The sequence below is a fragment of the Shewanella glacialimarina genome, from assembly GCF_020511155.1.
Taxonomy (GTDB): domain Bacteria; phylum Pseudomonadota; class Gammaproteobacteria; order Enterobacterales; family Shewanellaceae; genus Shewanella; species Shewanella glacialimarina.
The window spans coordinates 1,478,938-1,494,691 of sequence record NZ_CP041216.1 but is presented as its reverse complement, the minus strand read 5'-3'; the positions used below and the strand labels follow the sequence as shown (position 1 = coordinate 1,494,691).

The 15,754-nt window shown below is 40.1% G+C and carries 14 protein-coding genes; 7 read left to right on the top strand and 7 right to left on the bottom strand.

Annotated elements, in window-relative coordinates; translation table 11 throughout:
* Positions 1–28: 28 nt before the first annotated feature.
* From pspC to pspA, 3 genes are read right to left on the bottom strand one after another with little or no spacing between them, the layout of a single operon-like run.
* Complete coding sequence (gene pspC / locus FJ709_RS06450; protein WP_226414580.1) at positions 29–424, bottom strand: envelope stress response membrane protein PspC; 396 nt, start codon at positions 422–424, stop codon at positions 29–31.
* Positions 417–650, bottom strand: coding sequence for an envelope stress response membrane protein PspB (gene pspB / locus FJ709_RS06445; RefSeq protein ID WP_226414577.1), 234 nt, complete (start codon positions 648–650; stop codon positions 417–419). The genes pspC and pspB overlap by 8 nt, the downstream gene beginning before the upstream one ends.
* A gap of 20 nt (positions 651–670) precedes the next feature.
* On the bottom strand, positions 671–1,354 hold the full coding sequence (gene pspA, locus FJ709_RS06440) for a phage shock protein PspA (RefSeq protein ID WP_226414574.1): 684 nt from the start codon (positions 1,352–1,354) through the stop codon (positions 671–673).
* Between the two features lie 177 nt (positions 1,355–1,531).
* Here pspA and pspF point away from each other — a divergent pair, with 177 nt between their 5' ends.
* The 7 genes from pspF (at position 1,532) to fabV (ending at position 9,420) form a co-directional block, all read left to right on the top strand.
* Positions 1,532–2,650 carry a phage shock protein operon transcriptional activator gene (gene pspF, locus FJ709_RS06435; protein WP_226414572.1) on the top strand — a complete coding sequence of 373 codons (1,119 nt, stop codon included), beginning with the start codon at positions 1,532–1,534 and terminating at the stop codon, positions 2,648–2,650.
* A 146-nt stretch (positions 2,651–2,796) separates the two neighbouring features.
* Complete coding sequence (locus tag FJ709_RS06430) at positions 2,797–4,422, top strand: ABC transporter substrate-binding protein (RefSeq protein WP_226414569.1); 1,626 nt, start codon at positions 2,797–2,799, stop codon at positions 4,420–4,422.
* Positions 4,423–4,424: 2 nt separating this feature from the next.
* Entirely contained in the window at positions 4,425–5,456 is a 1,032-nt protein-coding gene (locus FJ709_RS06425; RefSeq protein ID WP_226414567.1) for an ABC transporter permease, read from the top strand.
* Entirely contained in the window at positions 5,443–6,333 is an 891-nt protein-coding gene (locus FJ709_RS06420) for an ABC transporter permease subunit (RefSeq protein WP_226414565.1), read from the top strand. Before FJ709_RS06425 ends, FJ709_RS06420 begins: the two co-directional genes overlap by 14 nt.
* A 3-nt stretch (positions 6,334–6,336) precedes the next feature.
* On the top strand, positions 6,337–7,347 hold the full coding sequence (locus FJ709_RS06415; RefSeq protein WP_226414563.1) for an oligopeptide/dipeptide ABC transporter ATP-binding protein: 1,011 nt from the start codon (positions 6,337–6,339) through the stop codon (positions 7,345–7,347).
* Entirely contained in the window at positions 7,328–8,113 is a 786-nt protein-coding gene (locus FJ709_RS06410; RefSeq protein WP_226414560.1) for a peptide ABC transporter ATP-binding protein, read from the top strand. Before FJ709_RS06415 ends, FJ709_RS06410 begins: the two co-directional genes overlap by 20 nt.
* A gap of 104 nt (positions 8,114–8,217) precedes the next feature.
* Entirely contained in the window at positions 8,218–9,420 is a 1,203-nt protein-coding gene (gene fabV, locus FJ709_RS06405) for an enoyl-ACP reductase FabV (RefSeq protein WP_226414559.1), read from the top strand.
* 228 nt (positions 9,421–9,648) lie between these two features.
* Here the strand turns inward: fabV and FJ709_RS06400 are convergent, their stop codons facing one another.
* The 4 genes from FJ709_RS06400 to lon all read right to left on the bottom strand — a co-directional run bounded on the left by FJ709_RS06400 (position 9,649) and on the right by lon (position 15,680).
* Complete coding sequence (locus tag FJ709_RS06400; protein ID WP_226414558.1) at positions 9,649–10,575, bottom strand: AraC family transcriptional regulator; 927 nt, start codon at positions 10,573–10,575, stop codon at positions 9,649–9,651.
* Between the two features lie 133 nt (positions 10,576–10,708).
* Entirely contained in the window at positions 10,709–12,583 is a 1,875-nt protein-coding gene (locus FJ709_RS06395; protein WP_226414556.1) for a SurA N-terminal domain-containing protein, read from the bottom strand.
* A gap of 210 nt (positions 12,584–12,793) precedes the next feature.
* Entirely contained in the window at positions 12,794–13,066 is a 273-nt protein-coding gene (locus tag FJ709_RS06390; RefSeq protein ID WP_226414554.1) for an HU family DNA-binding protein, read from the bottom strand.
* Between the two features lie 262 nt (positions 13,067–13,328).
* Entirely contained in the window at positions 13,329–15,680 is a 2,352-nt protein-coding gene (gene lon, locus FJ709_RS06385; protein ID WP_226415879.1) for an endopeptidase La, read from the bottom strand.
* Between the last annotated feature and the right edge of the window lie 74 nt (positions 15,681–15,754).

The following is a 15,754-nucleotide window of genomic DNA, read 5'->3' as shown; positions in this document are numbered from 1 at the left end:
TAAGGGCGGATAACCGCCCTAGATTTGATTACAGACTATTGATTTGGCGTTTCAAATCAAATGTGTCTGAAGTAACATGTTGTTCAAGCTTTTGTAATCGAGCTTCCAATGTTGAAAACTGTCGATTGACATCAAACAAAGCTTGTTTTGCTGGCTCGCCAGCTTGCCAAACTTTCTTTTTAAGCTCAATGTCTTTATGGTTGTCTTGGTGCTGTTGCACTCGCGGTTTTACATCTAAAATCATCCACATTGCGATGTAAATAACTAAGATTACACCACTACCACCTAGTAAAAATATTGATGCGGCAACTACTCTGACCAACCAAACTTCAAAATTTAAATACTCAGCAACCCCTGAACATACACCTGCAATTTTACCCGTTTGGGGAATACGGTATAAGGTTCGCCCTTTAGGTTCATTCATGTTTGGTCCTCCACTCTGGAGATTCACTGTCTAGAATTGCTTCAAGCGTATGAATACGACCACCCATTTTATCCGCTTTAGCAATTAAATCATTAAGTTGGTTAAATTCTTCTTCAGTGAGCCCCTGGCTCACTTGTCGCTTACTGCGATAATGAAGAACCAACCAGATAGGTGCCACAATAACCAAAAAAATGATAATTGGTGCAATAAGAAGATCCATATCCATAACTCACCTCTGAAAAATTATTATACTTTTGATTTAGGTTGATTTTTAGCTTTCATTTTTGCTTTTAATGCTGCCAGCTCATCATTAACTGAGTCTTCAGCTTTAAGTGCGGCAAACTCATCATCTAAAGTCGATCTCTTACCTAAATCATAGGCATCAACTTGCGCTTCAAGCCCTTCAACACGACGCTCGTATTGTTCAAACTTCATCATAGCATCATCAATTTTACTTGAATCAAGTTGCTTTTTAACTTCTAGACGAGAAGTCGCTGTTTGCTTGCGCATGATTATCGTCTTTTGACGAGCACGGGCGTCCGTTAGCTTATCTTGTAATTGCGCCACTTCATCTTTCAAGCGAGCAATATGTTCTTCAACAACCTTTAATTCCATTTCAAGTGTTGCCAGCAAGTTAGCTGTCTTTTGTTTTTCAACTAACGCTGCTTTAGCTAAGTCTTCACGATCTTTTGAAATCGCTAATTCGGCTTTATCTTCCCAATCCTGTACCTGTTCTTGTACTCGGCTAATACGGCGAAGCAATTCTTTTTTCTCAGCTAATACTTTTGCTGAAGTAGAACGCACTTCTACTACTGTATCTTCCATTTCCTGGATGATAAGGCGAACCATTTTCTCTGGATCTTCGGCCTTATCAAGTATTGCGCTGATGTTTGAATTAACGATATCAGCAAAGCGAGAGAAAATTCCCATAATGTGTTCCTCAAAGTTGTATGTAGATGTCGAATATACTAATACATTATGCGTGCCAACATTTACAAGTTATATAATTTCAATGACTTAAAGTTAAATTGATGTTTTTCTTTATTTATTCTGTTAAGCCATCTATTATAATTTTCACCAATAATTAGCGTAAAAGACTAAAATACTGTGAATAAGCAATTTCAGCAAGATAACCTTATTGGTCAATCCAATGCATTACTCGAAGTATTAGAGCATGTCTCGAAAATAGCCCCTTTGTCAAAGCCTGTGCTTATTATTGGTGAACGAGGCACGGGTAAAGAGCTAATCGCAGAGCGGCTACATTATCTTTCCGGTAGGTGGGATCAGAGTTTTATAAAACTCAATTGCTCTTCTTTAAGTGAAAACTTACTCGAAAGCGAACTTTTTGGTCACGAATCTGGCGCATTTACCGGGGCAAAAGGAAAGCACGAGGGACGTTTTGAGCGGGCCGATGGCGGCACCTTATTTTTAGATGAGTTAGCAAATACCTCTGGGCTTATTCAAGAAAAATTATTGCGCGTGATTGAATACGGTGAATTTGAACGAGTGGGTGGCAGTAAAACAGTACAAACCGATGTGCGCTTAATCTGTGCAGCAAATGAAGATTTACCTTCACTGGCTGAATCCGGTGAATTTAGGGCAGACTTATTAGACCGATTAGCATTTGATGTGATCACTTTACCGCCGCTACGTTGCCGTACAGAAGATATTATGAACTTAGCAGAATACTTTGCCATCAGTATGGCGAGGCAACTCAAACTAGAATATTTTGGCGGTTTTAGTCCTTTAGCTGTTGAACAATTATTAAGTTATACCTGGCCGGGTAATATACGAGAACTTAAAAACGTGGTTGAACGTAGCGTATATCGAGAAGGCAGCGAGGGGCAGCAAATAGATCATATTATTCTTGACCCATTCGCATCTCCTTATAGACCCCAAACTCGTGTTAAAACCAAAGAGCGTCAGCAGGCATTTATTCAACCTGTGATTTCAAATAATGCCGATGAGACACACACAGAGTCGTTGGGGGCAGAAGTAAGTACTTCTATGCAGGCATCACCTTCACAGAGCAATCAAGAGCAAACAACACAATTACCCCCAATCAACTTCCCTATCGATTTTAAAGAGTACACAGAAAAACAAGAAGTCACCTTATTACAATTAGCTTTAGCTGAAAGCCAGTTTAATCAGAAGAAAACCGCTGAAAATTTAGGCCTCAGCTATCATCAATTACGCGGAATTCTAAAAAAATACAACTTATTGTGAAGCTAAACTCTCTGTTTGCCCTTTAATTCAATAACCATTTAAAGGGCAAAGATAAAAAGTAAAAAAAACAATTTAATAACTTGTTTGCTCCCAAGATATTTACACTGCTAAAATAGCCCTTCAGACTCGCAAAATACGATTTGGTTATGGCAATGTCTTTAAGACAACAGATTCAGCATATGCTTATATGTCTTAGCGGACTTATGCTCAGTGCGTGTGGTCAAGCAACCCTCCCCCCAGGACTAGTATATTGTAGTGAAGGTAACCCAGAAAGTTTTAACCCTCAACTTGTTACTTCAGGCACGACTATCGACGCCACTTCCCATCAAATATACAGTCGGTTAGTTAATTACGACCCAGAACTGGGTGATATTGTGCCAGGGTTAGCCACTGAGTGGCACATTAGTGATGATGGTTTAAATTATACTTTTGTGCTGCGTAATGAAGTTTTATTTCACCAAACAAGTCGCTTTAAACCACAAAGAGCGTTCAATGCAGACGACGTTTTATTCTCGTTTAATCGCATTATTGACTCGCAACACCCTTATCATTTCGTTAGTCGCACCGGTTATCCATTTTTTCAAAGCATAGGTTTTGATAAACTTATTGGTTCAATTGAAAAAATTGATTCTCACCATGTGGTTTTCCACTTAAATCGTAAAGATGCTTCATTTTTATCAAATTTAGCCACAGACTTTGCGGTGATACTGTCAGCAGAGTATGGCGACATGTTGCTTAAAAACGGAGAACCTGAACAGATTGATTTCCAGCCTATTGGCACAGGCCCATTTCAATTAAATCAATATGTCAAAAATGAGTACATTCGTTATAACAGGCATCCTTATTATTGGGGAGCTGCGGCAGACATTGAGCATTTAGTTTTTGATATCACACCTAAAAGCACTGCGCGTATTACCAAATTAATTACCGGCGACTGTAGTGTATCAGCCTTGCCTAAAGCTGGAGAGCTAGCAGTAATAGACCAGCATAAGCATATCAAAGTGGATATTAAACCTGGGCTTAATGTTGCATTTTGGGCGCTCAACACTCAAAAACCACCTTTAAATGACATTAAGGTCCGACGCGCACTGGCACACGCTATTGATAAACAAAATATTTTAGACGTGGTATATAATGGCATTGCAGTAGAAGCAAAAGGGATTTTACCGCCCGCGTCATGGGCATATTCTGATAATATTAATGCCAATAACTATGATCCTGCAAAAGCTAAAGCACTATTAAATGAAGCTGGTATTGATAAATTATCGATTGATATCTGGGCAATGCCAGTGGCGCGAGTTTATAACCCTAACGCCCTTAAAACAGCAGAATTAATTCAGGCCGATTTGGCTAAAATTGGCGTCAAAATCAATATCGTTTCATATGATTGGAGTGTATTTACACAAAAACTTATCCGTGATGATTATGACTCTGTGTTAATTGGATGGAACGCAGATAATAGCGATCCTGACAACTTCTTTACTCCTTTACTTAGCTGCGCGGCTTTAGCATCGCACAATAACCGTTCAAAATGGTGCCAAAAAGATTTTGACCACTTACTAACCAGTGCTCAAAATACTACTGAACGTGAAGCGCGTAAGGCAATATACCAAGCAGCTGAAGCCATACTGAGTGATCAAGTTCCGCTTATTCCAATTGCGCATGCTCAAAAGGTTATCTTAAAGAAAGACACTATAACCTCAATGCAAGTGAGACCTTATGGCGGCATTGCATTTGCAAAAATAGTTGAGAAAACACCAGAGAGTAAATAATTATGTGGCAATATTTTTTTAGACGCAGCAGTTTGTTTTTAGCCACAACCTTGATTATGATGGCCGTATTATTTTATGCCACTCATCTATTCCCGGTAGATCAGACCTACGCTTTAACCGGTATTCAACAACCGACCAATCAACAATTCGTTCAAATATATCAAGACTTTAAACTAGACAGTAATTATGTAAGACAATTTATCGCTTATGTACAACAACGTTTTTCAGGCAACATGGGCATTTCCATAAACTCACAACAGCCCGTTTATGACGAATTAAAAGCAGTGCTACCCGCATCATTTGAATTATCACTATTCTCAGGCGCTATCGCATTATTTTTGGGCGTACCAATTGGAGTTATTGCGGCGCTGAGTAAGAATAAACTTGTCCAGGGTAGTATATTGGGACTTACCTTAACCGGTTATTCCACCCCGATATTTTGGCTTGGATTAACCTTATCACTTTGGTTTGGCGTAAACTTAGGCTGGTTGCCTATCTCTGGGCAAATAAATTTACTTTATCAAATTGAGCCAGTCACTGGATTCATGTTAATTGATACCTTGCTATCCGATTCCGCTTATCGGCTTCAAGCTTTTGTCGATGCCATCATGCACTTGATTTTGCCCGCTATTACACTTGCGGTTTTGCCCTTTACCTTAATAGTGCGCATTACACATCAGGCAATGTTACATGTGATGAATCAAACCTATATTCGTGCAGCTGAAGCTAGAGGCTTACATACATTCAAAATTATTATTCGCCACGCATTACCAAATGCAATGATACCTGTGCTTAAAAGCATCGGGATTATGTTAGGCTCATTTGCGAGCTATGGTATTGTTGTGGAAGTTATTTTTTCATGGCCTGGTGTAGGTAGCTGGTTAGTATCAGGTATTTACCAACGTGACTATACCGTCATTCAAGCAGGTATACTTTCTGTGTCACTGTTAATTATCTTTTTAAGCATACTGATTGAATTTATCCATACAGTGATCAATCCAATGAGCAAAAAGGAACTGTATGCCTCCTATTAAGATTTATAAACAAGACTATATTGCTACTCCTGCTGGTAGAGTATGGAAAGCATTTTCTAAAAATCCATTTGCACTTATTGGATTGTGGGGGGTTTGTTTTTTATTATTACTCACTATTTTAGCCCCCTTCATTGCTCCTTATTCTGTTAATGAGCAGAATCAACAAATTTTATTACTGCCACCTTCTTGGGATCCATTAGGACACGTGGAATACTTTTTAGGCACTGACGATCTTGGACGAGACATATTCAGCCGCATTTTACATGGTGTTCAGCTAACGTTCGGCATGTCACTTATTATTGTAAGCTGTGCATTGTTTTTTGGATTTTTAATAGGTTCGATTTCCGGCATGATGCGAGGGCTAAAGTCCAGTATTTTAGGCCATTTACTCGATGCCCTATTATCTATTCCATCACTATTAATGGCTATTTTAGTGGTCGCTGTTATAGGGCCTGGGCTTTATAACGTATTCTGGGCTGTTGGAATTGCTATGGTGCCGCAGTTTATTCGCACTATTCACCAGGCTGTTCATGAAGAATTACAAAAAGAATATGTCACTGCCGCTAAGCTTGACGGCGCTAATAATCTGCAAATTTTTTGGTATGTTATTATGCCAAATGTATGGGAAGTGCTCATTATTCAAATTACTATGGCTATTTCGGCAGCCATTTTAGATATTGCTGCGTTAGGTTTTTTAAACCTTGGCGCCCAGGCACCGAGTCCAGAATGGGGCGCGATGATTGCGCAGGGCTTAGATAATTTATTACTGGCGCCCTGGACTGTTACCATTCCTGGTGTAGCAATATTATTCAGCGTACTTGCCGTTAACCTGGTTGGTGACGGTTTACGATCCGCTATTGCACCAATAAGAAACTAATTTATGCCATTACTCGATATTCGAAACCTAACAATAGAACTCGAAACCGACCACGGTAGAGTGGCGGTATTAGAGAAAGTCAGTCTCACCATGAACCCTGGAGAAATTCATGGTTTGGTAGGAGAGTCTGGTTCAGGACGAAGTATATTAGCTAAAGCCATTTTGGGAATTTTAGGCACTAACTGGTATGTTATGGCTGACAGAATGATGTTTGATGGCAAAGACTTACTAGAATTAACCGCCAAAGAGCGCCGCTGCTTAATGGGCAGCGATATGGCAATGATCTTTCAAGACCCGTCGGGCAGCCTTGATCCGGTAAAAACCGTCGGTAGCCAATTAATTGAAGCTATGGTGCCTAACAAAAATGTTCCTTTTTGGCGTAGATCAAAAGATACCTATCTAAACGCGCAAAAATGGCTACATAAAGTGGGCATCAAAAGCCCTAAATCCTTAATGAAGTGCTATCCATGGGAATTATCAGAAGGTGAATGCCAAAAAGTCATGATAGCTATGGCGGTTGCGAATCACCCTAAGTTATTAATTGCGGATGAACCGACAAACTCGATGGAACAAAATACCCAGGCCCAGATATTCAGGTTATTGTCACAGTTAAATCAGCTGCAAAATGTGTCGATTTTATTGGTTAGCCATGAACTTGAAACATTAGTCCAATATTGCGATCATTTAACCGTATTGTACGGAGGTCAAATGATGGAGTCTGGCCCCACAGATGAGATAGTTGCGAGTCCGTTTCATCCGTATACGCGTGCACTTTTAAAGAACTTACCTGATTACACGGGTAAAATGCGACATAAATCTAATTTACCAACACTGCAAGGATCATCTCCTTCAATTCAAAATCTCCCTGCAGGTTGCAGATTAGGACCTCGATGTCCTGAAGCTAAACGACAATGTGTCAAACAACCTAAAATAGAGCACGTCAAAGACCGTGCATTTGCCTGCCACTTTCCATACAAAAATGAGCAAGAAGCCGATGACAACACCTTTGCTTAAAGTGACCAACCTGAGTAAGCAATACTTAACAGGTTACAAAGGGTTCGTACCACAATATTATGATGCACTATTACCCGTATCCTTTGAGCTAGGGCGTGGCGAAACATTGGCAATTGTCGGTGAAGTGGGCTCAGGAAAATCAACCCTTGCACGTATTTTAGTCGGTGCAGAACAAAGAAGTAGTGGTGATATTTTCTTTGAAGGTGAAGCCTTAGAGTCACGTAATGTAAAACAACGTTGCCGATTAATCAGAATGATTTTTCAAGACCCAAACACCTCTTTAAATCCGAGATTAACCATTGGTGAATTGCTGAATGAACCACTTAAGTTTAGTACAAGCCTTACCGTTGAGGAGCGACGGGTGCAGGTAATTGATACTCTACGCAAGGTAGGTTTATTGCCTGAACACGTTAATTTTTATCCCCATATGGTATCTGAAGGTCAAAAGCAACGTGTTGCCGTTGCGCGAGCATTAATGCTTAACCCCAAAATTATTATTGCCGATGAAGCATTAACCGCGCTTGATTTGTCCGTTCGTTCGCAAATTATTAACTTATTGTTAAAATTACAAAAAGATCTCGGTTTGTCTTATATATTTGTGTCGCACAACTTAAATATCATCCGCCATATCAGCGATAAAATCATGGTGCTTCACAATGGCTGTATGGTAGAAAAAGCGAATACCGCAGACTTATTCACTTCGCCTAAGCATGAATACACCCAAAGGCTCATTCAAGAGCAAACTCACTTCATGCAAAAGCGTTAAACTGCTCCAACCACTGGCCTAAATGGCAACTTTACACAAAAATAAGTGCCATTTCATCGACGATCTAATTATCCTAGTGCCAACGACAAAGGAAGAACTGACTTATGATTATTAAACCAAAAATTCGTGGCTTTATTTGTACCACAACCCATCCTGTTGGTTGTGAAGCTAACGTAAAAGAACAAATCGATTTAACTAAAGCAAAAGGCAAAATCACTAATGGTCCTAAAAAGGTATTAGTGGTTGGTTCATCAAGTGGCTATGGCTTATCTTCACGTATCGCTTCAGCATTTGGTAGTAACGCAGCCACAATCGGTGTGTTTTTCGAAAAACCAAGCTCAGAGACTAAAACTGGCACTGCTGGTTGGTATAACTCTGCCGCATTTGATAAGTTTGCTAAAGCCGAAGGTTTATATTCAAAAAGCATTAACTGTGATGCATTCAGCCATGAAGCAAAGCAAAAAGTCATTGAGCTTATCAAGCAAGACTTAGGTCAAATTGATATGGTGGTATATTCACTTGCCTCACCAGTGCGTAAACTGCCCGACACCGGTGAAGTTATTCGTTCATCACTAAAGCCAATAGGTGAAACCTACAGCGCAACCGCTGTGGATACGAATAAAGACACGATTATTGAAACCTCCGTTGAACCCGCTACTGAGCAAGAAATTGCAGATACAGTTACCGTTATGGGCGGCGAAGATTGGGAATTGTGGATTGAAGCACTTTCACAAGCGGGTGTACTTGCTGACGGTTGTAAAACAGTCGCCTACAGCTACATTGGCACAGAAATCACTTGGCCTATCTACTGGCACGGTGCCCTTGGCAAAGCTAAAATGGATTTAGATCGTGCTGCCCATTCATTAAATAACAAGCTAGCCACTAAAGGCGGCTCAGCCAATGTTGCTGTATTAAAGAGTGTTGTGACTCAAGCCAGCTCGGCAATCCCTGTTATGCCATTGTATATCGCTATGGTATTCAAGAAAATGCGTGAAGAAGGTCTTCACGAAGGCTGTATGGATCAAATTTACCGTATGTTCAGTGAGCGTTTATTCCGCGCTGATGGCCAAGCTCCTGCAGTGGACGACACTAATCGTTTACGTTTGGATGATTGGGAATTACGTGAAGAAATTCAAAAACATTGTCGTGATTTATGGCCATTAGTTACCACAGAAAACTTATCTGAACTTGCGGACTACCGCGAATATAAAGAAGAGTTTTTGAAGCTATTTGGCTTTGGTATTGACGGTATTGATTACGAAGCAGATGTAAACCCGAATGTCGAGTTTGATGTTATTAGTTTATAAGCAGTAGATTCAAATATTAAAAACCAGCCAACTTGGCTGGTTTTTCTTTTTAAGCGGGGTAAGACTTAATAAAAGTGGGCTAAGTACACACTCACTCAAAGAGCTCTTCCCTCTTTCTAGATAAGCCTCTGATGCACCTTGTCCTCACTTTAACAACGCTAACGCATTAATCACTGGCACATTAAATCAACCGGGTATTAAATCACTCACACATTGAACCATAGTGATCTAACTTACCGCTAAATATACTTTCACATGCACATCGTCATTAGTGTCAGTAAGATCAAAACGTTCAAAGGTTAGTGGATGCTCTACAAGCGTAAAATTATTTTTAGCTAGCCATATGCTGTAAAGATAACTAATTTTACCTTGAAGCGCTATTTCAGAGCCTTTATGCACAAAAGTAGCATACGTTCCGCTTGGTATAGCGCTCGTTTTAAAATATTCTGAATCAGCCATTACAACCTGTAGATCACTCAATTTGGCTGTAGGTACACTCACACCAATATCAATCGCGTAATTCATACTCATATTTTGTGGCAAACTATAAACAAAATTAAATGTTCGGTTATCTAAGAGTGTTAATTGATGCGCTTTTCTAAAGGCGACTAACGCCTGAATAGTTTGCGGTAAATAAACTTTAGGTCCGCGATGTTTAATCAGCACTAAATCAACTTTATCTAGCTGTATGATTTCAATATTTACATCAGTATCAGTTAGGGTGTTATGCCCCTGCGATAATGTTTTTAGTGGCTGTTGTTTTATAAAGAAATTAGCCCAATCGGGTGCTTGCCTAAAAGCTTGTGGAGTTTGACCAATACTTGATGTAAAAGCTTTGGTAAACTCAACAGTGGATGAATACCCATCTGCTTTTGCAACGTCAAGGATACTGACACTCTTATCAAACCCTAAGGTTTGAGCCGCTTCAATATTTCTCAATAACGCGATATAGTCAACAACTTGAGTGTGATACAAACTATAAAAAATAAACTCAAAGTGGTTTAAGGGTACTCCCGCCTCAGCAGCCAATCGCTCAAGGGACAGGTTTTCATTCAAGTGGTTATCAATAAGTTGTAAAACACCTTCAAATTGCTGCTCAAGATCCACAGTAAAGCCTCTTAAAATCATATTTAATCGAGATAAGCCTGAGAACATAGCTCATTAAAGTCATTATATAAACAGATGCTGTAAAAGCGAGATAAGTCATCGATAAGATGATAAAGCAAATAAAAAAGCCAAGGTTTAATTAACCTTGGCTTTTATAGCATCGCGATAGTATAGCTAAAAACTATTCAGCTACAGGATATTCTATCTGTGCTTTAGACTTTAACGAATCTATCACAGCACGGTAATCCGCTTGGCCATATTGACGTGATAAACCTTCTTTAATCGACTGTAATAAGCTAGCTTCAATATTTTCAGCAGCATTAACTTTATCAAGTACAACAACAGCATAACCTGCACCTAGTGCAACAGTATCAATTGACACAGCTTCTGCTTCTGGTGCTGGCATTTTGAATGCTTTATTAGCTATCGCAGCGTCAACGTCTTGATTGAAGCGATCTAATTTAGCCACAGTGACTAATTCTGCTCCACTAATAGCAAAATCACCCGTTTTAAGCTGAGTCATATAAGTAGCCGCTTTTTCACGCGCTGCTTCATTGGCTTTATCATACTTAAGACGTTGTACGATTTGCGCTTCAACTTTGTCAAAACTCATGGTACCGGCATCTTGATGCTGCTTAACACGGATAACGACAACATGATTAGGGTCAAGCTCAATCACTTCGCTGTTCATGCCACTGCTCAGTACTTGATCTGAAAATGCCGCTTTGACTAAATCAGGCTTGTTTAAATTAGCCGGAGGATTATCTCGAGTAAACAAATCTGTTGTCTGAACTTCTTTATTAACTGCATTAGCAGTATCAATTAACGTGTCAGGGATTTCATAGCTAGTATCTGCAAGCTTAGTTTGTAAGCCATAGAATATACTTAATGCTTTTGTCTCTTTAATTTGAGCAATAATTTTAGCTTTAACATCATCAAACGCAGCAATTGCGCCGGGCTGAACATCAACTAGTTTAATAATGTGGAAGCCAAATTCACCTTTTACAACCGCTGATACTTGACCTTTTTCAAGACTGAATAAGACTTCATCAAATGCGGCATCCATAACGCCTTGCTCAAACCAATCGATTTGACCACCTTGTTCGGCACTGAATTTATCATCAGATTCCGTTTTCGCTAATTCAGCAAAATCTTCGCCTGCTGCAATACGTGCTGCAATCGCATCTAACTTTGCCTCATCAGCTGCATCATCACCACTAGCAGCATAAATATGGCTCGCTAAGCGTTTTTCAGGTGTTTGATACTGTGATTGATTGTCTTGATAATATTCAGTCGCTTCAGCATCATCAACAACAATATCGCTGACCATATCTTTCACATTTAATTCAACATACTCAAGGCTGACAAGCTCTGGGCTCATAAACTGCATTAAGTTAGCATCATAAAACGCTTTAGTTTCTTCAGCAGTAACATCAGCTGATGCTAAAAAAGGTGTTGAATCAACAGAGATATAGCGAATGTCACGGGTTTGACTTTGTACTTCAGCAAGCTGTTTTGCTTCACCATCAAGTACAAACTCACTACCTACTAACGCCTTTAATAACTGACTACGCGTCATATCAACACGCATCATATTGCGGAATGTGACTGGCTGATAGTTCAATTGACGCAATACTGCTTGATAACGATCGTTATCAAACTGGCCATCGGTTTGAAATGCGGGTTCAGTGAAAATAGCTTGTTTTATTTGTTCATCAGAAACACGTAAACCAAGGTCAACAGCGGCTTGATCGACAAGAGTGTTTGCGACTAAACGATCTAACACACCTTTCTTGATGCCTTGCATATAGCTGTCATCTGCAGATAAAGCATCAAACATTTCGCCATATTGTTGTTTTAAACTAGCACGCTCGTTTTGGAACGCTTGTTCTAATTCAGTTTCAGGAATTTCAATTCCATTAACAATAGCAGCAGGTACACCAGTACTAGAGCCTAAATAGCTACTAACACCAGCAAAAGCAAATGAAAATATCACAAGCACTAGAATCGTTTTAGCAACAATTCCCTGTGATCCTTCGCGGATTTTTTCTAACATCTGAATTCTCGCTTGTTGCGATTAAAATAAAAAGGCGCATCTCTTGTGATGCGCCTTGTTTACATGGAGTTATCAGACGCTACCAAGGGTACAACCCAATACTCCGAATATCAGTGAAATTAACAACTGACATTCCATTTCGTAAAAAGCACCGCCAAAGCAGTGCTTAACTCACGAATGCCTAACAAAAGGCGACGTAATTAACTATTTTTAGTTAACAGCGTCTTTTAGTGATTTGCCAGCTTTGAACGCAGGAATGTTCGCTGCAGCAATTTTAATTTCTTTACCCGTTTGTGGGTTACGGCCAGTACGCTCAGCACGTTGACGTACTTCAAAAGTACCAAAACCAACTAGAGAAATTTTCTGACCGTCTTGTAAACCTTCAGTCACTGCAGCAATAAATGAGTCTAACGCACGACCAGCAGCAGCTTTAGAAATATCAGCACCAGAAGCAATTTTCTCGATTAGTTCAGATTTGTTCATGTCATCCCCTTGAATGTTATTGTCGCGCCGCAACCAAATCCATGTTTAGAGCGGTCTGCGGAGGCTTTTTGTTAAAAACTCAACACTATGTCAAATTTCATAGAAAACCAAAAAAATAAAAATTGGATACAGCTCAAAGTCAGATGCGCCAAGGGCTTGGTGTGTCTGACTCTCCACAAACCTAGGCTACCACAGCTCAGCGTTTTGTTAAGCCCCTTTTTTCACTTTTTTCATACTCTAGAGCAAATTTTTCACTAAAGAGCTACTTTTTAACCACTTCGAAGCCTTCGACCGGACGCTCAAGCGCTAATTTAAGGACTTCATCTATCCAACGCACTGGGTGTATTTGCAAATCAGCAATCACATTTTGTGGAATTTCTTCTAAATCACGCTCATTTTCTTTAGGAATAAGTACGTGCTTAATGCCACCTCTGTGTGCTGCAAGCAATTTCTCTTTCAAACCGCCTATTGGTAAGACTTCACCACGAAGCGTTATCTCACCCGTCATAGCCACATCGCTGCGAACAGGGTTACCCGTTAAGCTAGAAACCAAAGCGGTGCACATAGCGGCACCCGCTGATGGTCCATCTTTTGGTGTGGCCCCTTCTGGCACATGCACATGGATATCACGTTTCTCGTAAAAGTCAGCATTAATGCCTAACTGTTCAGCACGAGCTCGAACAACTGTCATTGCGGCTTTAATAGACTCTTGCATTACATCACCAAGTGAACCTGTGTAGGTAAGCTTGCCTTTACCTGCTACCGAAGTTGCCTCAATAGTTAACAGGTCACCGCCAACTTGAGTCCAAGCAAGTCCAGTCACTTGACCTATTTGGTTAGCTGACTCAGCTTTACCGTAATCAAAACGCTGTACACCTAAAAATGATTTCAAGTTATCTTGATTCACTTTAACCATTTTGACGTCTTTATCTAATAAAATTTGCTTAACGACTTTTCGGCATATTTTAGATAATTCACGCTCTAATGAACGCACACCTGCTTCACGGGTGTAATAACGAATAATGCCTAAAATCGCGCTGTCTTCGATATTAATTTCTTTCGCTTTAAGACCATTACGCTCAATTTGTTTAGTCAACAAATGTTGCTTGGCAATATTGAGTTTCTCATCTTCGGTATAACCCGATAAACGGATCACTTCCATACGGTCTAATAGAGGACCGGGTATATCCATTGAGTTTGAGGTCGCCACAAACATCACATCAGATAAGTCATAGTCAACTTCTAAATAATGATCATTAAAGGTCGCATTCTGTTCAGGGTCTAGAACTTCAAGTAATGCAGACGATGGATCGCCACGCATATCTGAACTCATCTTATCAATTTCATCCAGTAGGAATAATGGATTCTTGACACCCACTTTAGCCATTTTCTGGATAATTTTACCAGGCATAGAACCAATATAGGTACGACGATGACCACGAATTTCCGCCTCATCGCGCACACCACCTAGTGCAACACGCACGTATTCACGCCCTGTCGCTTTCGCAATTGATTGCCCTAGTGAGGTTTTACCTACCCCTGGTGGTCCCACTAAACACAAAATAGGGCCTTTAAGCTGTTTGACTCTACTTTGAACTGCTAAGTACTCTAAAATACGTTCTTTTACTTTTTCTAGACCATAATGATCAGTATCTAACACATCTTGTGCTTTGGCTAAATCACGTTTTATTTTCGAACGCTTTTTCCATGGCACTGAGGTCATCCAATCAACGTAGCTGCGGACAACCGTCGCTTCAGCTGACATTGGAGACATCATTTTTAATTTGTTTAATTCAGCGCTCGCTTTATCTTTGGCATCTTTTGGCATGCCAGATTCTTCAATCTTCTTACCTAAGAGCTCAAATTCATCATGGCTTTCGTCAATATCACCTAGCTCTTTTTGAATGGCTTTCATTTGCTCATTCAAATAATATTCACGCTGACTTTTTTCCATCTGTTTTTTAACACGAGTACGGATGCGCTTTTCAACTTGTAATAAGTCAATTTCAGCTTCCATCATCGCCATTAAATATTCTAAACGCTCGCCAACATTGATCATCTCGAGCACAGACTGTTTGTCTTCAAGCTTGAGTGGCATGTGCGCCGCCATAGTGTCGGCTAAACGTGCAGCCTCATCGATACCAGTTAGTGAGGTTAATACTTCAGGCGGGATCTTTTTATTCAGCTTGATATAGCCTTCAAATTGACCTATTGCGCTACGAACCAGCACTTCTTCTTCTTTTTCCGCTAACGACTCAGATTCTAAATACTCAGCAGTTGCAACAAAAAAAGTATCTTCCTGGGTATAACGGGTAATTTTAGCCCGTTGGCCACCCTCAACCAATACCTTCACGGTTCCATCAGGCAGTTTTAATAACTGTAATATTGATGCAACAGTACCTATGTCAAATATGTCATCTTTTGTTGGCTCATCGAGATCAGCATCTCGTTGGGCCACTAATAGAATTTGCTTGTCTTGTTCCATTGCCGACTCTAAGCAACGGATAGATTTTTCCCGTCCGACGAATAGCGGAATAACCATATGGGGATATACCACAACATCACGAAGTGGTAATACGGGGAGTTCGATATGCGCTTCACGCTCTTGGGTCATGGCTCGATTCCGTTTCATGAAAAGACTTATTACAGAGTATATTGGGGTGATGCACTCAGTTTCAATGGTCAATA